At 72.4% G+C, this 22493-nt stretch carries 23 protein-coding genes; 15 read left to right on the top strand and 8 right to left on the bottom strand.

Translation table 11 applies throughout. The features are described from left to right. Nucleotides 1–148: 148 nt before the first annotated feature. The gene (locus ACWCQK_RS23705; RefSeq protein WP_451157947.1) at nt 149–1381 is read left to right on the top strand and encodes a phosphodiester glycosidase family protein; all 1233 of its coding nucleotides are present in this window, start codon (nt 149–151) and stop codon (nt 1379–1381) included. Nucleotides 1382–1393: 12 nt separating this feature from the next. Here the strand turns inward: ACWCQK_RS23705 and ACWCQK_RS23710 are convergent, their stop codons facing one another. The 6 genes from ACWCQK_RS23710 to ACWCQK_RS23735 form a co-directional block, all read right to left on the bottom strand. Continuing rightward, nucleotides 1394–1588, bottom strand: a complete 195-nt coding sequence (locus tag ACWCQK_RS23710; protein WP_451157950.1) for a hypothetical protein — start codon at nt 1586–1588, stop codon at nt 1394–1396. A gap of 102 nt (nt 1589–1690) precedes the next feature. After that, on the bottom strand, nt 1691–2551 hold the full coding sequence (locus tag ACWCQK_RS23715; protein ID WP_451157952.1) for a phosphatidylinositol-specific phospholipase C/glycerophosphodiester phosphodiesterase family protein: 861 nt from the start codon (nt 2549–2551) through the stop codon (nt 1691–1693). Between the two features lie 171 nt (nt 2552–2722). Next, nucleotides 2723–3796, bottom strand: coding sequence for an acyl-CoA dehydrogenase family protein (locus ACWCQK_RS23720; protein ID WP_451157954.1), 1074 nt, complete (start codon nt 3794–3796; stop codon nt 2723–2725). Next, entirely contained in the window at nt 3793–4977 is a 1185-nt protein-coding gene (locus ACWCQK_RS23725; RefSeq protein ID WP_451157956.1) for an acyl-CoA dehydrogenase family protein, read from the bottom strand. The genes ACWCQK_RS23720 and ACWCQK_RS23725 overlap by 4 nt, the downstream gene beginning before the upstream one ends. Then, complete coding sequence (locus ACWCQK_RS23730; protein ID WP_451157958.1) at nt 4974–5951, bottom strand: NADPH:quinone oxidoreductase family protein; 978 nt, start codon at nt 5949–5951, stop codon at nt 4974–4976. The genes ACWCQK_RS23725 and ACWCQK_RS23730 overlap by 4 nt, the downstream gene beginning before the upstream one ends. An 86-nt stretch (nt 5952–6037) precedes the next feature. Continuing rightward, nucleotides 6038–6610: a helix-turn-helix domain-containing protein gene (locus tag ACWCQK_RS23735; RefSeq protein WP_451157960.1), complete on the bottom strand. Its 573-nt coding sequence runs from the start codon at nt 6608–6610 to the stop codon at nt 6038–6040. Between the two features lie 77 nt (nt 6611–6687). Here ACWCQK_RS23735 and ACWCQK_RS23740 point away from each other — a divergent pair, with 77 nt between their 5' ends. The 8 genes from ACWCQK_RS23740 (at nt 6688) to ACWCQK_RS23775 (ending at nt 14791) form a co-directional block, all read left to right on the top strand. Continuing rightward, on the top strand, nt 6688–7623 hold the full coding sequence (locus tag ACWCQK_RS23740; RefSeq protein ID WP_451157962.1) for an NAD(P)/FAD-dependent oxidoreductase: 936 nt from the start codon (nt 6688–6690) through the stop codon (nt 7621–7623). 29 nt (nt 7624–7652) lie between these two features. Then, on the top strand, nt 7653–9194 hold the full coding sequence (locus ACWCQK_RS23745) for an ATP-dependent DNA ligase (protein ID WP_451157964.1): 1542 nt from the start codon (nt 7653–7655) through the stop codon (nt 9192–9194). Then, entirely contained in the window at nt 9191–9661 is a 471-nt protein-coding gene (locus tag ACWCQK_RS23750) for an NUDIX domain-containing protein (protein WP_451157966.1), read from the top strand. Before ACWCQK_RS23745 ends, ACWCQK_RS23750 begins: the two co-directional genes overlap by 4 nt. Nucleotides 9662–9736: 75 nt before the next feature. Then, a complete protein-coding gene (locus ACWCQK_RS23755) occupies nt 9737–11122 on the top strand; it encodes an NADP-dependent succinic semialdehyde dehydrogenase (protein ID WP_451157968.1) in 1386 nt (461 codons plus the stop codon). Between the two features lie 25 nt (nt 11123–11147). Continuing rightward, nucleotides 11148–11384: a DUF6213 family protein gene (locus ACWCQK_RS23760; RefSeq protein ID WP_451157970.1), complete on the top strand. Its 237-nt coding sequence runs from the start codon at nt 11148–11150 to the stop codon at nt 11382–11384. Nucleotides 11385–11986: 602 nt separating this feature from the next. Then, nucleotides 11987–13051: a type III polyketide synthase gene (locus ACWCQK_RS23765; RefSeq protein WP_451157972.1), complete on the top strand. Its 1065-nt coding sequence runs from the start codon at nt 11987–11989 to the stop codon at nt 13049–13051. After that, complete coding sequence (locus ACWCQK_RS23770; RefSeq protein ID WP_451157974.1) at nt 13048–14262, top strand: cytochrome P450; 1215 nt, start codon at nt 13048–13050, stop codon at nt 14260–14262. The genes ACWCQK_RS23765 and ACWCQK_RS23770 overlap by 4 nt, the downstream gene beginning before the upstream one ends. A 7-nt stretch (nt 14263–14269) precedes the next feature. Then, entirely contained in the window at nt 14270–14791 is a 522-nt protein-coding gene (locus ACWCQK_RS23775) for a cupin domain-containing protein (RefSeq protein WP_451157976.1), read from the top strand. 202 nt (nt 14792–14993) lie between these two features. Here the strand turns inward: ACWCQK_RS23775 and ACWCQK_RS23780 are convergent, their stop codons facing one another. Continuing rightward, entirely contained in the window at nt 14994–16220 is a 1227-nt protein-coding gene (locus tag ACWCQK_RS23780; RefSeq protein ID WP_451158223.1) for an acyl-CoA dehydrogenase family protein, read from the bottom strand. Between the two features lie 171 nt (nt 16221–16391). On the opposite strand from ACWCQK_RS23780, the gene ACWCQK_RS23785 reads away from it, so the two are divergent. Continuing rightward, the gene (locus tag ACWCQK_RS23785; protein WP_451157978.1) at nt 16392–17036 is read left to right on the top strand and encodes a TetR family transcriptional regulator; all 645 of its coding nucleotides are present in this window, start codon (nt 16392–16394) and stop codon (nt 17034–17036) included. Between the two features lie 70 nt (nt 17037–17106). Here ACWCQK_RS23785 and def read toward each other — a convergent pair whose 3' ends face one another. Next, entirely contained in the window at nt 17107–17646 is a 540-nt protein-coding gene (gene def, locus ACWCQK_RS23790) for a peptide deformylase (RefSeq protein WP_451157980.1), read from the bottom strand. Nucleotides 17647–17805: 159 nt separating this feature from the next. On the opposite strand from def, the gene ACWCQK_RS23795 reads away from it, so the two are divergent. The 5 genes from ACWCQK_RS23795 (at nt 17806) to ACWCQK_RS23815 (ending at nt 22452) form a co-directional block, all read left to right on the top strand. Continuing rightward, entirely contained in the window at nt 17806–19044 is a 1239-nt protein-coding gene (locus tag ACWCQK_RS23795; protein WP_451157982.1) for a MurT ligase domain-containing protein, read from the top strand. Between the two features lie 20 nt (nt 19045–19064). Beyond that, the gene (locus ACWCQK_RS23800) at nt 19065–19793 is read left to right on the top strand and encodes a type 1 glutamine amidotransferase (protein ID WP_451157984.1); all 729 of its coding nucleotides are present in this window, start codon (nt 19065–19067) and stop codon (nt 19791–19793) included. Nucleotides 19794–19983: 190 nt separating this feature from the next. Continuing rightward, complete coding sequence (locus tag ACWCQK_RS23805; RefSeq protein ID WP_451157986.1) at nt 19984–21009, top strand: 6-phosphofructokinase; 1026 nt, start codon at nt 19984–19986, stop codon at nt 21007–21009. Nucleotides 21010–21129: 120 nt separating this feature from the next. After that, on the top strand, nt 21130–22080 hold the full coding sequence (locus ACWCQK_RS23810; RefSeq protein ID WP_451157988.1) for a cytochrome c oxidase assembly protein: 951 nt from the start codon (nt 21130–21132) through the stop codon (nt 22078–22080). Nucleotides 22081–22281: 201 nt separating this feature from the next. Further along, nucleotides 22282–22452: a hypothetical protein gene (locus ACWCQK_RS23815; protein ID WP_451157990.1), complete on the top strand. Its 171-nt coding sequence runs from the start codon at nt 22282–22284 to the stop codon at nt 22450–22452. Nucleotides 22453–22493: the final 41 nt, after the last annotated feature.

The following is a 22493-nucleotide window of genomic DNA, read 5'->3' on the forward strand; positions in this document are numbered from 1 at the left end:
ATAGTCCGGATCCGCGCCGGAATCACCCGAAGGCAGGCGTTCCCTCACTCGTTCTCGTGCAGTCGGGCTCACGCCACCCCGACGGGACTGCGGCTCTGGTGGACTTCCCCTGCGCACGACGACAGTTGACGGGACATCAGGAGGTCAGGTGGCAGGGCATCAGGCGTGGTTCGCGGCGAGCAGATCCGCGCTGACGCTGTTCACGGCGTTCAGCGCGCTGACCGGCGCGGCCGTGGTGGGCGCGGCACCGGCCGACGCCGCGCAGGACGTCACGGTCGCGCCGGGCGTGGTGTACCGGCAGTTCGACGTGCGCGGGGCCAGGGGGGTGACGCGCGCCCATGTGCTGAGCATCGACCTGCGCAGGCGCGTACGCCTGGGCCTGCTGTACCCGGGGAAGGTGGCCGCGCGGGGCACGGTCTCGGGACTGGCGAACGCCCGGGGTGCCGTCGCGGGCGTCAACGGGGACTTCTTCAACATCACCGAGACCCAGCACCCGGGGGTCCAGGCGACCGGCGCGAGCGTGGGTCCGGCGATCGCGTCCGGCCGGGTGCTCAAGGGGGCGGTACCGGTCAAACAGCGGTTCGGCCCCGCGCTGCCGCCGGGGACGAACACCCGGGAGGTGATCGGCGTCGGCTCCGACTGGCGGGCCCGGCTGGACCGGCTGACCCTCGACGGTTCGGTGCGCACGCGCACCGGGGCGCTTCCGCTCGGCGGGCTCAACCAGTACGCGCTGCCGGTGGGTTCCATCGGCGCGTACACCTCCGACTGGGGCAGTGTGTCGCGGGTGCGGGCCACCTGCGGGACGGACACCGACCGGGCGGCGCCGTGCAGCACGGACACCTACGAGGTGGCCGTCAGGAACGGCAGGGTCGTCTCGCTCGCCGGCACTCCCGGCCGCGGTCCCATCGCCTCCGGGACCACCGTCCTCGTCGGGCGGGAAGCGGGCGCGCGGCGACTGCGCGGTTTCGTCAGGGGCGAGGCGGTGACCGTACGCCACCGGCTGGTGGCCTCCGCGAGCCGGATCCCGTACCGCTTCGCCCTCGGTGGCTATCCGGTGCTGCGCGGAGGAGTGCCGCGGGCCGGCCTCGACAACCGGACCTCGGCCGTGCGCACCGCCGCGGGCATCTCGGCCGGCGGGCGGCGCGTGATCCTGCTGGCGCTGGACGGCGCGGCCGCCTACCGCGGTGGGCTGACGATCGCCGAAGTCGCGGACACCCTGCGCAGACTGGGCGCGGTCGACGGCTTCAGCCTGGACGGCGGCGGCTCGTCGACCCTGGTGGCCCGGGCGCCCGGCGCGCGGAAGGTCTCCGTTCGCAATCACCCCTCGGACGGTACGGAACGCCCCGTGGCGAACGGCATCGGCGTCTTCGCCCTCGGGTGACCCCGCCCGGGATCACGGCCGCAGACTGCCCACGATGTCCGCGGTCGCCGTGATTCCGCTGCTGATGGTCGGGGCGATGCTCGAACCCGCGATCAGGAAGCCCAGCAACGCGCAGACCAACGCGTGGGAGAGCTTGAGCCCGCCGTTGCGCAGAAAGATCACCGCCAGGATCAGGAGCAGCAGCACCGCAGAGATGGAAACGGCCATGATCAACCTCCTCCGCCGCGTCCACTTCGCGGCGTTCGGCCGCAAGTGTGGCGCAGCGGAGGGCCCGTCCGGGCGACTGACCTGTCCTCCGAACGAGTGGTCTTACGCCGGACGGTGGGAGTCGAGGAAAACCTCCAGGCCGGCGAGGTCGTCGGTGTTGAGGTAGTCGACGCCGGCGGCGAGCAGTTCGGACCACAGGGCGTCGCGGTCGGCACCGGCGAGGTCGGGGGTGGCCCAGAAGCGCACCTGCTGCCGGCGCGCGTGGGCCGCGTCGACGATGGCGCGCAGTTTCGCCCGCTCGGCGTCGGGGAAGGCGCCGACGCCGAGCCAGCTGAAGTTGAGCGTCCAGTTGTCGGAGATCAGTGAGGCGAAGGACGCCTCGCTGGTGCCGAGGTCGGTGAGGCGTCCGTCGTAGAAGGCCCGGCGGACGGTCTGCGCCTGCATCGGCGTACGGGCCGCGCGGTCGCCGGAGATCACGGCGGTGACCGGGCCGGGGTGGATCCGGCCGTGGGCGTAGGTGGTGAAGAGGCGGCGGTGGCGCCGGAGTTGCTCGTCGAGGGCGAGGTAGGTGGCGGAGCCCTCGGTCTTGATGTCGATGAGGAGTTGCAACGGCTGCCGGTAACCCCGGTGGACGGAGCCGTGGTTGGCCTTGACGCGGGCGGCGAGCGGGGCCAGGTAGAGGGACTCCAGGGTGCGGGCGGGGTCGAGTTCGTCCGCCGAGTGGGCGACGAGGAGTTCGCCGTCGACGAGGAAGATGTCGGCCTCCACGCTGCCGAAGCGGTGGTCGAGGGCGTCGAGGAGGGGGCGGGGGTGCTCGTAGTCGTTGTGCGCGTGGGCGCGCCACAGCGGGTGCGGACGGTGCCGTCGACCGTCGGCGAACGCGCTGCCGGCCGGCGGGGCGAGCACCGCGGCGAAGGTGGCGCCGAAGGCGGTGAGGGCTCCGCGGCGGGTGATGAGGGCCATGTCGTTCCTCCCTGTGGGGCGGGTGCGAACCACAGGGAGTATGCGGCCACGCACACCCCGAAGGGCCTGTACATGTCAGGAGTTGGCCGGACCGCCGTCGCCCGTTCACTCCCTCCCGTCGGACACCTGGAACAGCCCGCCCCGGGCGGGGCGGGCTGCACCGGGTGCCGGTCAGGGGGCGCGCAGGTCGACGAGTTCGGCCAGGGCGGACCGATGGGCGCCCGCCGTGCCGTACGCGATCGAGTCGGCCTTGGCCCGCTTGAGGTACAGGTGGACCGGGTGCTCCCAGGTCATGCCGATACCGGCGTGCAGTTGGAGGGCCTCCTCGGCGGCGTGCACGGCGACGCCCGCCGCATGGGCCTGGGCCACGGCAACGCGGATGTCGACGTCCTCGCCGGTGGCCAGCGCGTCCGCCGCGCTCCGAGCGGCGGCGCGGAGGTTCACGATCTCCAGCCACAGCTGGGCGAGCCGGTGCTTGAGCGCCTGGAACCCGCCGACGGGCCGGTTGAACTGTTTGCGCTCCTTCAGGTAGCGCACGGTCTCGGTCAACGTCCAGTCGGCGAGGCCGAGTTGTTCGGAGGCGAGCAGTCCGGCCCCGGCGCGCAGGGCGCGGCGGACGGCCGGTTCGGCGTCACCGAGCCGTCGGCCGGGGGCACCGGCGAGGGTGACGGTGGCGAGCGGGCGGGTCAGGTCGAGCGCGACCTGCGGGGTGAGGGCCACGACGGCACGGTCGACGGCGTACAGCCCGCCGTCGTCCGCGGGCACGAGCAGCAGGTCGGCCGCGGCGGCGTCGGCGATGCCGGTCAACTCGCCGTGCAGGGTGCCGTTCTCGACTCGTACGGTCGCGAACGCGGCGCCCGGGGCGGTGTGCAGTCCGACGGCCAGCGCGCCGATCGACGTGGCGGACGCCAGCCGCGTGAGCAGGTCGTCGGCACCGCACTCCAGCAGCGCCTCTGTGGCGACGACGGCGCTGGTCAGATACGGCACGGGCGCGACCGCCCGGCCGAGTTCCTCCAGGACGACGGCGGCCTCGCGGTGCGTGGCGCCCTGGCCGTCCAGTTCCTGTGGAACCAGCAGACCGGCCAGGCCCATGCCGTCGGTGAGCGCCTTCCACAGCGCGGTGTCGTGCGGGGCGTCCGACTCGGTGCGGGCGATCACCGCGGCCGGGGCGCAGCGGTCGGTCAGCAGGTCCCGTACCGCCGACCGCAGCGCCTCTTCCTCCTCCGAGTACAGCAGGTCGGTCATCGGGCCAGGTCCTTCCAGGCGACGTCCTTGTCGGTGCGCGGCTCGGCCGGCAGGCCCAGGACGCGCTCGGCGACGATGTTCAGCAGGACCTCGCTGGTCCCGCCCTCGATGCTGTTGCCCTTGGAGCGCAGGTAGCGGTAACCGGCGTCGCGGCCGGTGAAGTCCACCAGTTCCGGGCGGCGCATGGTCCAGTCGTCGTACAACAGCCCCTCCGCGCCGCGGAGTTCCACCTCCAGGCCGCTGATCTCCTGGTTGAGGCGGGCGAAGGCGAGCTTCATGCCCGCGCCCTCGGGGCCGGGCTGGCCGACGGTGAGCTGCTGGCGCAGGCGTTCGCCGGTGAGCCGGGCGACCTCGGCCTCGACCCACAGCTTCAGCAGCCGCTGGTGCAGGTCGTGGGTGCGCAGTTCGGGGCGCTCGCGCCAGGTCTTCGCGATCGGGCCGATCATGCCGCCCTCGCGGGGCAGCCGCATCCCGCCGATGGCGACGCGCTCGTTGTTCAGCGTGGTCTGCGCGACCCGCCAGCCGTCGCCGACCTCGCCGAGGCGGCGGTCGTCGGGGATGCGGACGTCGGTCAGGAAGACCTCGTTGAACTCGGCCTCGCCGGTGATCTGCCGCAGCGGCCGGACCTCGACGCCGGGGTCGGTCATGTCGCACAGGAAGTAGGTGATGCCCTGGTGCTTGGGCACGTCCGGGTCGGTGCGGGCGATCAGGATGGCCCAGCGGGCGAGGTGGGCGCTGGACGTCCACACCTTCTGCCCGTTGACCAGCCAGCCTCCGCCGCTCTCGCGGACGGCCCGGGTGCCGAGCGCGGCCAGGTCGGACCCGGCGCCGGGCTCGCTGAAGAGCTGGCACCAGACCTCCTCGCCCACCCACAGCGGCCGCAGGAAGCGCCGCTTCTGCTCGTCGGTCCCGTAGCGCAGGATCGTCGGCGCGGCCATCCCGAGGCCGATGCCGATGCGCCGCGGGTCGTTGTCGGGGGCGCCCGCGGCCTCCAACTCGGCGTCCACGACGGCCTGGAGGGAGCGCGGCGCGTCGAGGCCGCCGAGACCCACCGGGTAGTGCACCCACGCGAGGCCCGCGTCGAAGCGGGCCTTCAGGAAGTCCTGGCGGCCGGTCGTGGCCGGGGGCTGTGCGGCCAGCAACTCCTGGGTCCGGCGGCGCAGTTCGGCTGCGTCGGTCATGCGTCTGCTCCGTTCTCCAGCGCGGGCAGCACGGCGACCCGGCCGGTCGTGACCCCGTCGGCGACCCGCTGGACGGCGGCCGCGGCCCCGCTCAGCGGCACCCGCTCGCTGATCAGCGGCCTGATCGCGCCCCGGGCGGCCAGCTCGGTGAGCTGCTCGTGGCAGTGCTGCACCAGCTTCGGGTTCTTGGTGTTGTACAGGCCCCAGTGCAGGCCGAGGATCGCGTAGTTCTTCACCAGGGCGTGGTTCAGCGCGGGGCTGGGGATCGTGCCGCTCGCGAAGCCGACGACGACGATCCGGCCCTCGAAGGCGACGACCTTGGTGGACTGGGTGTACGCCGCGCCGCCCACCGGGTCGTAGATCACGTCGGCGCCCCGGCCGCCGGTGGCCTCCTTGACGGCGCCGACGACGTCCTCGGCGTGCCGGTCGACGACCACGTCACAGCCCAGCTCGCGGGCGACGGCGGCCTTGTCGGCCCCGCCGACGACACCGATGACCGTGGCGCCCGCGGCCTTCCCGAGCTGTACGGCCGCGCTGCCGACCCCGCCCGCGGCGGCGTGCACGAGCAGCGTCTCGCCGGCCTCCAGCCGGGCCCGCCGGTGCAGACCGAACCAGCCCGTCTGGTAGCCGATGTGCAGCGCGGCGGCCTCGGCGTCGTCCAGCGCCTCGGGGGCGGTCAGGACGGCTGCCGCGTCGGCGACCGCGTACTCGGCGAAACCGCCGTACGGCAGCGCCGGGTTGGCGATCACCCGGCGCCCGTCCTCGGTCTCGCCGCAGATCTCCACGCCCGGCGTGAAGGGCAGCGGCGGCCGGACCTGGTACTGGCCGCGGCACATCAGCGCGTCCGGGAAGTTGATGTTGGCGGCCCGCACCTTCAGCAGGATCTGGCCGTCGCCCGGCGTGGGCGTCTCGACCTCCTCCAGCCGCATCGCCTCACTCGGCTCGCCGATCTCGTGCACCTGCCATGCCTGCATGCGGAGCCTCCACGGGACTGCGTCGTCTGACCGGGGTCGATCGCATACTAAGCGGTCGCTTGCCGATCAGGGAACAGCCGGGCGCGTCAGGCCCGCGTCGGGCGCGCCCGCACATGCATCCGCTCGCCCTGCGGGCCGAAGAGGCTGAGGAACTCCACCGGCCCCTCCCCCGTCGACCCGAACCAGTGCGGCGTGCGGGTGTCGAACTCGGCCGCCTCCCCCGCCGCCAGCACCACGTCGTGCTCGCCGAGCACGCACCGCAGCCGTCCGGACAGCACGAACAGCCACTCGTAGCCCTCGTGGGTGCGCGGCTCGGGCTCCTCGTCGGCCTGCGGCACCAGCACCTTGAAGGCCTGGAGCCCGCCCGGCTGCCGGGTCAGCGGCCAGAAGGTGCGCCCGTGCCGCACGAGGGGCTTGGCGCGCACCCGGGGATCCACCACCGGCGGCGCCCCGACCAGCTCGTCCAGCGGCACCTGGTGGGCCTGCGCGATCGGCAGCAGCAGTTCGAGGCTGGGCTTGCGCAGCCCGGACTCCAGCCGGGAGAGGGTGCTGACCGAGATGCCGGTGGACTCGGACAGCGCGGCGAGGGTGACCTCGCGTTCCTTCCTGATCCGCCGCAGCCGGGGTCCCACATCCGCGAGAACGTCGTCGGTACTCATCTCCACATTGCAGAATCGGCAAAGCCGTTTGTCAATCCCGTGCGGTACGGGCCACTGTCTCCACGGAGGTGGTCACCATGACCGAGAAGTACGAGGTGGTCGTCGTCGGGGGCGGCGCGGCCGGACTGTCCGCCGCGCTCGTGCTGGGCCGGGCCCGGCGCCGCACCCTGGTCGTCGACGCGGGCGAGCCGCGCAACGCGCCGGCCGCGCACCTGCACGGCTATCTGTCCCGGGACGGCATGGCGCCCGCGGAGTTCCTGGCCGTCGGACGCGAGGAGATCGCCCGCTACGGCGTCGCGCTCGTCCGGGACCGGGCGGTGGACGCCACCCGGGACGCGGCGGGCGAGTTCGACGTGACGCTCGCGGGCGGACGCACGGTCCACGCCCGGCAGCTGGCCGTCGCCACCGGTCTCAAGGACGAGCTCCCGCCGGTCGCGGGCGTCGCCGAGCGCTACGGACGCGATGTGCTGCACTGCCCGTACTGCCACGGCTGGGAGGTGCGCGACCGGGCGTTCGGGGTGCTCGCCACCACCCCGATGAGCGTGCACCAGGCGCTGATGGTGTCCCAGTGGTCCAAGGACGTGACCCTCTTCCTGCACACGGTCGCCGCCCACGACCTGACCGGCGAGGACCGGCGCAGGCTGGCGGCGGCCGGGGTCGCGGTGGTGCAGGGCGAGGTGGCGGAACTGGTCGTCACCGACGACCGGCTCACCGGGGTCGCGCTCGCGGACGGGACGGCGTACGACCGTGAGGTGCTGTTCGTGGCACCGCGCCCCGTCCCGGGGAACGGGCTGCTGGAGCGGCTGGGCGCCGAGCTGACCGAGACCCCCTTCGGCTCGTATCCGGTGATCGACGAGCGGGGCCTGACGACCGTCCCGGGTCTGTGGGCCGCGGGCAACGTCTCCGGGTTCGCGGAGCAGGTCGTGAACGCGGCGAGCCGCGGCTACCGGGCCGGGGCGGCGATCAACGGCGAGCTGCTCCTCGCCGACCTCGACGCGGCCGCCCGGGTGTAGTCCCGGCGCCCGCGGTGCACCATGGCTGCATGCTGCTCACCCGGCTCGCCCAGGTGTCCCGCGAGGTCGCCGCCACCTCGGCGCGGTCCCGGAAGATCACGCTGCTCGCCGGACTCTTCCGGGACGCCGACGCGGACGACGTACCGGTCGCCATCCCGTACCTGGCCGGGCGGCTGCCGCAGGGCCGGCTCGGGATCGGCTGGAAGGTGCTGGGCGTACCGGTCCCGCCGGCCGCCGAACCGGCCCTGACCGTGCGCGAGGTGGACACCCGGCTCACGGCGCTCGGCGCGCTGTCCGGCCCCGGCTCCCAGGCCGAACGGTCCCGGCTGGTCGGCGAGTTGATGGGCGCGGCCACCGAGGAGGAACAGCGGTTCCTGCGCGGTCTGCTCTCCGGCGAGGTACGGCAGGGCGCTCTGGACGCGGTCGCGGTCGAGGGCCTGGCCGAGGCGACCGGGGCACCGTCGGCGGACGTGCGGCGGGCGGTGATGCTGGCCGGTTCGCTCCAGTCGGTGGCGCGGGCGCTGCTCGCCGACGGCCCAGCGGCCCTGGAACGGTTCCGGCTCACCGTCGGGCGCCCGGTCCTGCCGATGCTCGCGCACAGCGCCACCTCGGTGGCCGAGGCGGTCGGCAAGCTGGGCGCCTGCGCGGTGGAGGAGAAGCTGGACGGCATCCGTGTCCAGGTGCACCGGGACGGCGACGCGGTCCGGGTCCACACCCGCACGCTCGACGACATCACTGACCGGCTGCCCGAGGTGACGGCGGCCGCCCTGGAGCTGGCGGGCGAGCGGTTCATCCTGGACGGCGAGGTGATCGCGTTCGACGCGGACGGACGGCCGAGGTCCTTCCAGGAGACCGCCGGGCGGGTCGGCTCGCGGGTGGACGTGGTCACCGCCGCCGAGGCGGTGCCCGTCTCCCCCGTCTTCTTCGACGCGCTGTCCGTCGACGGCCGGGACCTGCTCGACCTGCCGTTCGCCGAACGTCACGCGGAACTGGCCCGGCTGGTACCCGAGCCGATGCGGGTGCGGCGGACACTGGCGTCCGGACGGCCGCAGGACGTCCAGGAGGCGGAGGACTTCCTCGCCGAGACCCTGCGGCGCGGCCACGAGGGCGTCGTGGTCAAGGCGCTGGACGCCCCGTACAGCGCGGGCCGGCGCGGCGCGTCCTGGCTGAAGGTCAAACCCGTGCACACCCTCGACCTGGTGGTGCTGGCCGTCGAGCGGGGCCACGGCCGCCGCACCGGCAAGCTGTCCAACCTGCACCTGGGCGCCCGTACGGCGGACGGCGGCTTCGTCATGCTCGGCAAGACCTTCAAGGGCATGACCGACGCGATGCTCACCTGGCAGACCGAACGGCTGACGGAGCTGGCCGTCGAGGACGACGGGTGGGTGGTGACCGTACGCCCCGAACTCGTCGTCGAGATCGCCTACGACGGCCTCCAGAAGTCCACCCGCTACCCGGCCGGTGTCACCCTGCGCTTCGCCCGCGTGGTCCGCTACCGGGAGGACAAGCGCCCGCGGGACGCCGACACGGTGGAGACGCTGCTCGCCGCCCACCCGGAGGTCGTCCCGTGAGAGCCGCGGGCAGACGCAGCGCGGGCCTGCTGCTGTTCCGGCGCACCGACCACGGCCCGGAGGTGTTGCTGGGCCATATGGGCGGCCCGTTCTTCGCCAGGAAAGAGGCGGGGGCCTGGACCGTCCCCAAGGGCGAGTACGAGCCCGACGAGCCCGCCTGGGAGGCCGCCCGGCGCGAGTTCCGGGAGGAGCTCGGACTGCCGCCGCCCGACGGCGAGGCCGTCCCGCTCGGCGAGGTCCGGCAGGCGGGCGGCAAGGTCGTCACGGTGTGGGCGATCGAGGCCGACCTCGATCCCGCGACGGTCGAACCGGGCACCTTCCGGATGGAGTGGCCGCCGAGGTCGGGGCGGCTCCAGGAGTTCCCCGAGCTGGACCGGGTGGCGTGGTTCGGGCTCGACCGGGCCGGGGACCTGATCGTCCGGGCGCAGGCCGCGTTTCTCGACCGCCTGGCGGAGCACTCGACCTGACGGACCCGTACGCGTTGCGGTCGGCCGCGGCGCGCGGGAAGGTCGAGGCACAGCCCGCTCACAGGGAGGTCAGTCATGCCCATCGCAACGGTGAATCCGGCGGACGGCGAGACGCTCAAGACGTACGAGGCGATGGGCGAGGAGGAGCTCGAACGCCGGCTCCAGCTCGCCGAGGCCACGTTCCGCACGTACCGGACGATGCCGTTCCCCGAGCGCGCCCGGCTGCTGAACCGCGCCGCGGACCTCCTGGACGAGGACCAGCGGGACATCGGCCGGGTGATGACCCTGGAGATGGGCAAGCCGGTCAAGCAGGCCCGCGCCGAGGCCGCCAAGTGCGCCACGGCGATGCGCTGGTACGCCCGGCACGCCGAGGGGCTGCTCGCCGACGAGCTGCCGGCCGCCGACGACGTGGCGGACTCCGGCGCCTCGCGGGTCCTGGTCCGCTACCGGCCGCTGGGCCCGGTGCTCGCGGTGATGCCGTGGAACTTCCCGCTGTGGCAGGTGATCCGCTTCGCGGCGCCGGCCCTGATGGCGGGCAACGTGGGCCTGCTCAAGCACGCCTCGAACGTGCCGCAGACCGCCCTCTACCTGGAGGACCTCTTCCACCGCGCGGGCTTCACCGAGGGCTGTTTCCAGACCCTGCTGATCGGCTCGGGCGCCGTCGACGAGATCCTGCGCGACGAGCGCGTCAAGGCGGCCACCCTCACCGGCAGCGAGCCGGCCGGGCGGGCGGTCGCGGCCACCGCCGGGGAAATGATCAAGAAGACGGTGCTGGAGCTGGGCGGCAGCGACCCGTTCGTCGTGATGCCGTCCGCCGACCTCGAACGGGCCGCGCGGGTCGCGGTGACCGCGCGGGTGCAGAACAACGGGCAGTCGTGCATCGCCGCCAAACGGTTCATCGTGCACACGGACGTCTACGACGACTTCGCCCGGCGCTTCACCGAGGGCATGCGGGCCCTGAAGGTCGGTGACCCGCTGGACGAGGACACCGAGGTCGGGCCGCTCGCCACCGAGCAGGGGCGCGCCGACCTGGAGGAACTGGTCGACGACGCCCGGCGCAGCGGGGCCACCGTGCTGTGCGGCGGCCGGCGGCCCGACGGACCGGGCTGGTACTACCCGCCGACCGTCCTGGCCGACATCGGCCGCGAGATGCGCGTCCACCGCGAGGAGGCCTTCGGACCGGTCGCCACCCTGTACCGCGCGGGTGACCTGGAGGAAGCGCTGCTGATCGCCAACGACTCGCCGTTCGGACTGAGTTCGAACGTATGGACGCGGGACGAGGCCGAGGCCGACCGGTTCGCCCAGGATCTGCAGGCGGGCGGCGTGTTCGTGAACGGGATGACGGCCTCCCATCCGGCGTTCCCGTTCGGCGGGGTGAAGCGGTCCGGGTACGGGCGTGAGCTCTCCGGCCACGGAATCCGCGAGTTCTGCAACATCACCACCGTATGGCACGGAGCGTGAGCCTTCCGCGGCTACGATCCCCTTTGTGAACCGCGAAGTGACCCTGCCTCTGATCGTCGACGACCGCGGCACGTTGCAGGTCTCGGCCGCCGATGTCAGCAAGCTGCTGCGCACCGTGGGCGGCCGGTGGCTGCATCTGGTGGAGTCCGGCCAGGAGGGCCTGGACGAGGACACCGTCGCGGCACTGACCATCGAACTCGCCAAGCTGGCCGACCGGATCGACGTGGCCTGCATCGCCCACAGCAGCGGGCAGAGCGGCTGACCGACGGGCCGCCGACGGTCGGCACGGTCGCGGCGGCCTGGCCCGGTGTCGGCGGCTCCGACGGCCTGCGGTCGCCACGGTTCCGGCGGCCCCGCGCCGGTCCGGTCGCGGCGGCCGGCGCGGCCATGGCGCCGGCGGCCCGCGCGGTTCCGGTCACGCTGCGTCGTCCCCGAAGGCGGCCCGGCAGCCCCCGGCCGGCGCCCCGCCGGCTCCCGCTCGGCCGAGTGACGTTGCGCCAGATGTACGAAGGCACGGCGGTCCGCGGCGCTCGCCCACCGTCGCTTCGGGTGAGCACAGCGCGCGTGCCCCGGCCCGGCTCGCCCGGAGCGATCCACGCCACGAGCCGGCGCGCCCGGGGGGCCCGGGCGAGCCGCGAACCCCTCGCCTCCAGCGGTTTTCCGGCCGAACAGGCCACGCCTGCCCGCTTTGTTCGGGTACGGCACAGCTCATCCTTCTCTCGCCGGGTGTCCCCGATTTGGAGTAGTCCGACGCGAGATCGTCGCCCTGTCGGGTGATCGTGGGTGGACCACCCCCTGGGGTGAACCACCTTCTGACCGGCTGGGCCGGCAGTGGCCCTCCGGACGGCGAAAGCAGGCACGGTCATGGCGACTTTGTGCAAACCCTCGGTATCGGTTCCGGAGTACGTGATCACGATGGAGGAGACGCTCGAACTGGCGCGCTCCCACCACGAGGACCATCCTCAGCTGCCCCTGGCCCTCCGACTGATCGAGAACACGGGTGTGCGCACCCGGCGCATCGTGCAGCCGATCGAGGAGACCCTGAAGCACCCGGGATTCGAGGACCGCAACAAGCTGTACCAGGCCGAGGCGAAGGCCCGGGTCCCCGCGGTCATCCAACAGGCCCTCGACGAGGCGGAGCTGCTCACCTCCGACATCGACGTGATCATCTACGTCTCGTGCACCGGCTTCATGATGCCCTCGCTCACCGCGTGGCTGATCAACGAGATGGCGTTCGACAGCACCACCCGGCAGCTCCCGATCGCGCAGCTGGGCTGCGCCGCGGGCGGCGCCGCGATCAACCGGGCCCACGACTTCTGCACGGCGTACCCGAACGCCAACGCGCTGATCGTGGCCTGCGAGTTCTGCTCGCTCTGCTACCAGCCCACCGACCTGGGCATCGGCTCGCTGCTGTCCAACGGTCTGTTCGGCGACGGCATCGCCGCCGCGGTGGTCCGCGGCAAGGGCGGCACCGGCGTCGAGCTGGAGCGCAACGGTTCGTACCTGATCCCCAAGACCGAGGACTGGATCGCGTACGACGTCCGGGCGACCGGCTTCCACTTCCTGCTGGACAAGCGGGTGCCGGCCACCATGGAGCCGCTCGCCCCCGCGTTGCAGGACCTCGCGAGCGTGCACGGCTGGAACGCCTCCGACCTGGACTTCTACATCGTCCACGCCGGCGGTCCGCGCATCCTGGACGACCTCAGCAAGTTCCTCAAGGTCGACCCGCACGCCTTCCGGTTCAGCCGGGCCACCCTCACCGAGTACGGCAACATCGCCAGCGCCGTCGTCCTGGACGCGCTGCGCCGGATGTTCGACGAGGGCGGCGCCGAGAACCAGGCACGCGGGCTGCTCGCCGGGTTCGGCCCCGGCATCACCGCCGAGATGTCCCTCGGCCGCTGGACCCGCGGCGGCGAAGCGACGTCATGACAGAAGAGACGATCACAGAGACCCTGCCACCGATCAGGCACTGGCCGGCGCTCGAACTGAGCGGCGTCGACTTCGACCCGGTCCTGACCGAGCTGATGACGGAGAGCCCCATCACCCGCATCCAGCTCCCCAACGGCGAGGGCTGGGCGTGGCTGGTCACCCGGTACGACGATGTACGCGCGGTGGCCAACGACCCCCGGTTCAGCCGCGAGGCGGTGATGGAGCATCCGGTCACCAGGCTCGCCCCGCACTTCATCCCGACCCGTGGCGCGGTCGGCTTCCTGGACCCGCCGGACCACACCCGGCTGCGCCGCTCGGTGGCCGCCGCCTTCACGGCGAAGGGCGTCGAGAGGGTCCGGGAGAAGTCCCGCCGCGTGCTCGACGAACTGGTCGACGAGCTCGTCCAGGACGGTCCGCCCGCGGATCTCACCGAGACGGTGCTCAGCCCCTTCCCCATCGCGGTGATCAGCGAGCTGATGGGCGTACCCACGGCCGACCGGCACCGCGTGCACAGCTGGACGCAGCTGATCCTGTCCTCCTCGCAGGGCGCGAAGGTCAGCGAGCGGGCCAAGGACGAGATGGGCTCCTACTTCGCCGATCTCATCGGTCTGCGGGAGGGCAGCACGGGCGAGGACGTGACCTCGCTGCTCGGCGCTGCCGTGGGCAGCGGCGAGGTGGCGCTCGACGAGGCCGTGGGACTGGCGGTCCTGCTCCAGATCGGCGGCGAGGCGGTCACCAACAACAGCGGGCAGATGTTCTACATCCTGCTGACCCGGCCGAACCTGGCCGAGCAACTGCGTGCCGAACCGGCGCTGCGCCCGCGGGCCATCGACGAACTCCTGCGGTACATCCCGCACCGCAACGCGGTCGGCCTGTCCCGCATCGCGACGCAGGACGTGGCGATCCGGGGCGTGCGCATCCGCGCCGGTGACGCGGTGTACGTGTCCTATCTGGCCGCCAACCGCGACCCGGAGGTGTTCGCGTACCCGGAGACGATCGACTTCTCCCGCAGTCCGAACCAGCACGTCGCGTTCGGCTTCGGCCCGCACTACTGCCCCGGCGGGATGCTGGCGCGCCTGGAGTCGGAGCTGCTCGTCGACGTCCTGCTGGATCGGCTGCCGGGGCTGAAGCTGGCCGTGCCGGCGCAGAAGGTGCCCTTCCGCAAGGGCGCCCTGATCCGCGGGCCCGAGGCCCTGCCCGTCACATGGTGAGCCCCTGATGACGGCGACCGAGGGCCTGCTGGTACCACCCGGCCACGGCCGGGTGGTCCAGACCCCCGCCCAGCATGTGACGTTCAAGGTGACCGGCACGCACTCGCGCGCGGCCTCCACCTTCGAGGTGGTCGTGCCACCGGGTTTCGACGTCGGCGCCCATGTGCACACGCGCAGCGAGGAGCTGTTCTACGTCCTCGAAGGCGAGCTGGACGTGCTCGCCTTCGAGCCCCGCATCCGGACTCCCGACAACTGGCAGAAGTGGGAGTCGAGTTCGGGCGGCCGGGTGGTGCGGGCGACGCCGGGCACGGTCATCGTCGTACCGCCCGGGTGCCCGCACGCGTTCGCGAATCCGACGGAGACGGCCGCGAAGATGTTCTTCCAGGCGTCTCCGCCGCCGGACCACGAGCACTACTTCGACGAGCTCCTGGAGATCCTGGGCAACGGAGGCCCGCCGGACCTCGAGGCGATCGCGGAGCTGCGCAAGCGGTACGACATCGAGCAGCTCACCCCGCTCAAGCACAGGTGAGTGCGGTTCCCCGGGGGCGCGGGGAACCGCACGGCCGGCCGTCCCCCGGCCGGCCGTCCGAGGCCTCAGGCCAGGGATCCCGAAGCCCGGGATCCCGGGGCCTGTGACCTCGGGCCTGTGCCCTCGAGCCCGCGACCCCGGGCCTGTGACCCGAGGTGCGAGACCTGGGACAGGTCCTCCGGGGCCCGGGACCTGAGGCGCGCTACCGGATCGGCATCCCGGACAGCGTCCGGGCGATCACCAGCCGCTGGATCTCGCTCGTGCCCTCGAAGATGGTGTAAATGGCCGCGTCCCGGTGCATCCGCTCCACCGGGTACTCGCGGGTGTAGCCGTTGCCGCCCAGGATCTGGATCGCCTGTCCGGTGACCTTCTTCGCCGTCTCGCTGGCGAACAGCTTCGACATGGAGCCCTCGGCGGCCGTGAACGGCTTGCCGTTGACCGCCATCCAGGAGGCCCGCCACACCAGCAGCCGCGCCGCGTCGATGGACGTCCGCATGTCGGCGAGCTGGAAGGCCACACCCTGGTTGTCGATGACCGGCCGGCCGAACTGCTCACGGGTCTTCGCGTAGTCGAGGGCGACCTCGTAGGCGGCGCGGGCGGTGCCCACCGCCATCGCGCCCACGGCCGGGCGGGACGCCTCGAACGTGGCCATCGCGGCGTTCTTGACCCGCTCGCCGCCCGTCCTGGCACGCTCGCGGGCCCGGGCGAGACGCTCGTCCAGCTTCTCCTTGCCGCCGAGCAGGCACGAGCCGGGGACGCGCACGTCCTCCAGGACCACCTCGGCGGTGTGCGAGGCGCGGATGCCGTGCTTCTTGAACTTCTGGCCCTGGGACAGACCCGGCGTGCCCGGCGGGACGATGAAGGACGCGTGGCCCTTGGAGCCCAGCTCCGGATCGACCGCGGCGACGACCACGTGGACGTTGGCGATACCGCCGTTGGTCGCCCAGGTCTTCGTGCCGTTGATCACCCACTCGTCCTTGGCCTCGTCGTAGACGGCACGCGTGCGCAGGGAGGCCACGTCGGAGCCGGCGTCGGGCTCGGAGGAGCAGAACGCGGCGACCTTGACGTCGTTCGCGTCGCCGTACATCTGCGGGATCCAGGTGCCGATCTGCTCCTCGGTGCCGTTGGCGAGGACGCCCACGGCGGCGAGGCCCGTGCCCACGATCGACAGGGCGATGCCCGCGTCGCCCCAGAACAGCTCCTCCATGGCCATCGGGATGCCGAGGCCGGTGGGGTCGAAGTACTGCTGGGCGTAGAAGTCGAGGGAGTAGATGCCGACCTTGGCGGCCTCCTGGATGACCGGCCAGGGGGTCTCCTCACGCTCGTCCCATTCGGCGGCCGCGGGGCGGATCACATCGGCGGCGAAGCCGTGCAGCCAGTCCCGGACCTCCTTCTGTTCGTCGTTGAGCTCCATGGTGAACTCGGCCATGTCCCCTCCAGCGGCGTGCACGTGCATGTTACTTACGGTAACCCGAGTCTGTTACCGACGGGTAGGCAATGTCAACTCCTGATGCCCGGTCGGCAACCCGTTCGATGTCAGGCGGGTATTGAGTGTTAGTTTGCGCAGGCGTCACCGAACCAGCACGGGTGGGGAGAGATCATGGACACCACACAGCGGACCGATCAACAGCGGACCGCCGACCGCCGACGGCGCGAGCTGCTGGAGGCCGCGGACCGGGTGGTGCTCCGCGACGGCCCGCAGGCCTCGATGAACGCCATCGCCGCGGAGGCCGGCATCACCAAACCGATCCTGTACCGGCACTTCGGCGACAAGGGCGGACTCTACGCCGCCCTCGCCAAGCGGCACACGGACGCCCTGCTCGCCTCCCTGCGGGCCGCGCTGGACGCGCCCGCCGAGCGGCGCGAGCGGGTCGAGTCCACCTTGGACACCTACCTCGCGGCGATCGAGGCACGCCCCCAGGTCTACCGCTTCCTGATGCATCCGGGGGACGGCGCTCAGGCGGGCGAGCCGGGCTTCGACGTCGGCAAGCACAGCGCGCCGCTGCTGCGCCGGATGGGCGAGGAGCTCGCCCAGGTCATCGAGGAGCGGGTCGATCTCGGCCCCGGCAGCCAGCAGCTGGCCCGGGTCTGGGGGCACGGCATCGTCGGCATGATGCACGCGGCGGGCGACTGGTGGCTGGGCGAGCGGCCCTGCACCCGGGCGGAACTGGTGCGCAGTCTCGCCGACCTGCTGTGGGGCCGGCTGGCCGCGGCGGGCGACAAGGTCGGCGGTCCGGGTTTCTGACGCGCACTCCCCCGGCCGACGCCCACGGCCGACCCCCGCGACGCCCCGCCGCGCCGGGACCCGTCACCCGTCACCCGCGCCAGGAGGCCCGCCGCACCTGTCGCGTCAGGCGGTGCTTGCGCCAGCCCGTGACGCGGTCCGCGTACACCGTGCCGTCCAGATGGTCGCACTCGTGCTGGAGGCAGCGGGCGAAGAACCCCGTCCCGTGCACCGTCACCGGCTCCCCGGTCACCGTGAACCCCTCGACCACGGCGTGGTCGTAGCGCTCCGTCCCGGCCTCCAGACCCGGCAGGGACAGACAGCCCTCCGGCCCGCGCAGCTCCAGTCCGTCCGCGGCGACCAGCCGCGGATTCACCACATGTCCCAGATGCCGGACTTCGTCGTCGTCCGGGCAGTCGAAAACGAACACGCGCAGCGCCTCGCCGACCTGGTTCGCGGCGAGGCCCACTCCCTGAGCCGCGTACATCGTGGCGAACAAGTCCTCCACGAGCCGCGCCAGTTCGGGGCCGAAGTCGGTGACCTCCGCGCAGGGCGCGTGCAGCACCGGGTCGCCGAGCAGGGTGAGGGGCCGGACGCGCCCGTGGGCGCCCGGGATCGAGCCTTGTCGCATGGCGGCAAGGGTACGGTCCTGACAGCCACGCGGATGTCGCGTGGGTGCCGAGGCGGTGGCATGGTTCGGGAGTGCGAATGGATCTCGATAGGCTGAGGTCCACACCACGTTGCCGAACGGCTTCAGGCGCGGCGCGTACGCAAGGAGGATCGAGAACTGATGGCAGGCAACTCGGACCCGCTCACGCCGCGGGCCAAGATCGCCGTGACCGCGGGCAAGGCGGTCGCGGCGGCTTCGCGCGCCGCTGGGCGCGGCAGCGGTTCGGTGATCGGCGGCCGGGTGGCACTCAAACTCGACCCCGACCTTCTCGCCCGGCTCGCCCAGCACCTGGACGTCGTCCTGGTCTCGGCGACCAACGGCAAGACCACCACCACCCGGCTGATCGCCGAGGCGCTGCGCGCCGCGGGCCCGGTCGTCTCGAACGCGCTCGGCGCCAACATGCCGGCCGGCATCACCTCGGCGCTCGCGGGCGGTTCCGAGGCCCGGTACGCCGTGATCGAGGTCGACGAGAAGTACCTCGCGGGCGTGGCCCGGGACACCGACCCCAAATGCATCGCGCTGCTCAACCTCTCCCGCGACCAGCTCGACCGCGCGGCCGAGACGCGGATGCTCGCCGAGAACTGGCGCGAGGGCCTGGCCGGTTCCAAGGCCGTGATCATCGCCAACGCCGACGACCCGTTGATCGTGTGGGCCGCGTCCTCGTCCGCCAATGTGATCTGGGTCGCAGCCGGGCAGATGTGGAAGGACGACGCCTGGTCCTGCCCGTCCTGCGGCGGCGTGATGCAGCGTCCGGGCGACGACTGGTTCTGCCGTGAGTGCGGCTTCCGCAGACCGACACCGAGCTGGGCGCTCTCCGGCGACCACGTGCTCGACCCGCACGGCTCGGCCTGGCCGATCCACCTCCAGCTGCCCGGCCGCGCCAACAAGGCCAACGCCGCCTCCTCCGCCGCGGTCGCCGCCGTCTTCGGGGTGCCCCCGCAGGTGGCGCTGGAGCGGATGTACCAGGTGCAGGCCGTCGCCGGCCGCTACGACGTCGTGCAGTTCATGCAGCGTGACCTGCGCCTGCTGCTCGCCAAGAACCCGGCCGGCTGGCTGGAGACGTTCTCCCTGATCGACCCGCCGCCGACCCCGGTGATCCTGTCGGTGAACGCGCGCGGCGCCGACGGCACCGACACCTCGTGGCTCTGGGACGTCGACTACACGCGGCTGACCGGCCACCCGATCTTCGTGATCGGCGACCGCAAGCTGGACCTCGCGGTGCGCCTGGAGGTCGCCAACCAGCACTTCCAGGTGTGCGAGAACCTCGACCAGGCCGTCCAGGCGGCCCCGCCGGGCCGGATCGAGGTCATCGCGAACTACACCGCGTTCCAGGACCTGCGCCGCCGCGTCGGCAACTGACCACCAAGGACGGTCATTTCATGAGCGACAACCAACTGCGGATCGTCTGGATCTACCCGGACCTCCTCAGCACCTACGGCGACCAGGGCAACGTCCTCGTCCTGGAGCGCCGGGCCCGGCAGCGCGGCCTCGACGTGGCCCGCCTCGACGTGCGCAGCGACCAGCCGATCCCGACCTCCGGCGACATCTACCTCATCGGCGGCGGCGAGGACCGGCCGCAGCGGCTCGCGGCCGAGCGGCTGCGCCGGGACGGGCAGCTGTACCGCGCCGTGGAGAACGGCGCGATCGTGTTCTCGGTGTGCGCCGGCTACCAGATCCTCGGCCAGGAGTTCGTCAACGACCTCGGCCAGCGCGAGCCGGGTCTGGGACTGCTGGACGTGACCACGGTGCGCGGCACCGGCGAGCGGTGCGTCGGTGACGTGCTCGGGGACATCGACCCGCGGCTGGGCCTGCCCCCGCTGACCGGTTTCGAGAACCACCAGGGCGTCACCCAGCTCGGCCCGACCGCCCGCCCGTTCGCCCAGGTGAAGCTCGGCAGGGGCAACGGCACGGGGGACGGCACGGAGGGCGCGTACAACGACACGGTCTTCGGCACGTACATGCACGGGCCCGTGCTCGCCCGCAACCCGCTGATCGCGGACCTGCTGCTGAAGCTGGCCCTGGACGTGAACGCGCTGCCGCCGATCGACGACCGCTGGTACGAGGCGCTGCGCAACGAGCGGATCGCGTCGGCCCAGCAGCCCGCGTGAAGCCTGCGTGACAGCCCCCGTGAGCGTCCGCGCGCGAGCCCGTCTGACGGCCTGTCCGCACAGGTGAGCGGGGCCGTCCAGCAGGCGGACGCACGGTTCGGCCCCGCCCCCTCCTGACGCTAGGGTGGCGGGGTTCGAGCCGGACAGCGTGGTCCGGTCCCCGGCCCACGTGGAGAAGGTTGTTCGGGCTATGCGCATTGGTGTCCTCACGTCCGGCGGCGACTGCCCCGGCCTGAACGCCGTCATCCGGTCCGTCGTGCACCGCGCCGTCGTCGACCACGGCGACGAGGTCATCGGCTTCCGGGACGGCTGGAAGGGCCTCCTGGAGTGCGACTACCTCAAGCTCGACCTCGACGCGGTGGGCGGCATCCTGGCCCGCGGCGGCACCATCCTCGGCTCCTCCCGGGTCCGGCCCGAGCATCTGCGCGACGGCGTGGAGCGGGCCAGGGGCCATGTCGAGGAACTCGGTCTGGACGCGATCATCCCGATCGGCGGTGAGGGCACCCTGAAGGCGGCCCGGCTGCTGTCGGACAACGGCCTGCCCATCGTCGGCGTGCCGAAGACCATCGACAACGACATCGCGGTCACCGACGTCACCTTCGGCTTCGACACGGCCGTCGGCGTCGCGACCGAGGCCCTGGACCGGCTGAAGACCACCGCCGAGTCCCACCAGCGCGTGCTGATCGTGGAGGTCATGGGCCGCCACACCGGCTGGATCGCGCTGCACTCCGGCATGGCGGCCGGCGCCCACGCCATCGTCGTACCGGAACGCCCCTTCGACATCGAGGAGTTGGCGCGTCGGGTCGGGGAGCGCTTCGAGGCGGGCAAGCGGTTCGCGATCGTCGTGGCCGCGGAGGGTGCCAAGCCGAAGGCCGGTTCCATGGACTTCGACGAGGGCGGCAAGGACATCTACGGCCACGAGCGCTTCGCCGGCATCGCCCGCCAGCTCTCCGTCGAGCTGGAGGGGCGCCTCGGCAAGGAGGCCCGGCCGGTCATCCTCGGGCACGTCCAGCGCGGTGGCACGCCGACCGCGTACGACCGGGTGCTGGCCACCCGGTTCGGCTGGCACGCGGTGGAGGCGGTGCACCGCGGCGAGTTCGGCAGGATGACCGCGCTGCGCGGCACCGACATCGTGACGGTGCCGCTCGCGGAGGCGGTGGAGACGCTCAAGACCGTGCCCGAGGAGCGCTACGCCGAGGCGGAGTGCGTGCTGTAGGGCACCCGCGGGCTCCGGCCGCCCCCGGTCGCAGCGGCGGCCGGGGGCGGTTCTAATCTGGGTGCGGACAGACAGCTGTGGACAGACAGCGCTCAACCCCCACGAACCAGGAGCCGGCGGATGGATCACAGCGGGCACGGCATGACCATGGATCTGCCGCCGTTCACGCTGGGACGAGGTCTTCAGTGGTCCGCGGACCCCTTCTTCCTCGTGGCCTGCCTGCTGGCCCTGGCCCTGTACGGCTGGGGGGTCGTCCGGCTGCGGCGGCGCGGTGACGCGTGGCCGGTCGGCCGGACCGTCTCGTACGTCGTCGGGGTGCTGACGGTCATGGCGGTGATGTGCACCGCGCTCAACGACTACGGCATGGTCATGTTCAGCGTGCACATGGTGCAGCACATGGTGATCAGCATGCTGTCGCCGATCCTGATCCTGCTGGGCGCCCCGGCCACCCTGGCGCTGCGCGCCCTGCCGGTCGCGGGCCGGGGCCGCAAGGGCCCGCGTGAGCTGCTGCTGGCCTTGCTGCACAGCCGGTACATGCGGATCGTCACGCACCCCGCGTTCACCATCCCGCTGTTCATCGCGAGCCTGTACGCCCTGTACTTCTCGCCGCTGTTCGACTTCCTGATGGGCTCCAGGGCCGGGCACCTGGCGATGATGGTGCACTTCCTCGCGGTGGGCGTGGTGTTCTTCTGGCCGATCATCGGCGTGGACCCGGGGCCGAACCGGCCCGGCCACCTGATGCGGATGCTGGAACTGTTCGCGGGCATGCCGTTCCACGCGTTCTTCGGGATCGCGCTGATGATGGCGTCGACGCCGATGGTCGAGAGCTTCCGGAACCCGCCCGCCTCGCTCGGCATCGACGCGCTCACCGACCAGAACGCGGCGGGCGGCATCGCCTGGGCGTTCAGCGAGATCCCCTCGGTGCTGGTGCTGATCGCGCTGCTGTTCCAGTGGTACGGCTCCGAGCAGCGGCAGGCCAAGCGCTCCGACCGGGCCGCGGACCGCGACGGGGACAAGGAACTCGCGGCCTACAACGCGTATCTGGCCTCACTGGACGCGCGCGGGCGCTGAGCGGCCCGGATCCGGCCCCGCACGGCGCCGTCGCGCGGTCCCGGGGGCGCCGCGGCGGCCGAGGCCCGCTCCGGGCCGCACGGCGAGCGTGCCGGGAATGGAAATCGAAAATCCATTCCTTCCTGGCGCGGTGCGGCGGCGGTCCGGGGCACCATGGAGGAGGACGAACCCTGAGCAGGGTGTCCTGAGGAGGGTGTCGCGATGCCCGGTTCCACGGATGCTTCCACGAGAACGATGGGGGTGCTCACCATCGGCGGACTCGTCGTGGTGACGGCCTACACGGTGGCGCTCGGCAGCAACGGCTGGCTGTGGTTCGGCTGGGTCGTGCTGGGTCTGATCACCCTCGGCATGATCGTCACCCGCGGCAGCTGAGGCGCACGGCCCGGCGGCCCGCCCGCCGTGCTCCGCGGCCC

This window comes from Streptomyces sp. NPDC002306, from assembly GCF_053593435.1.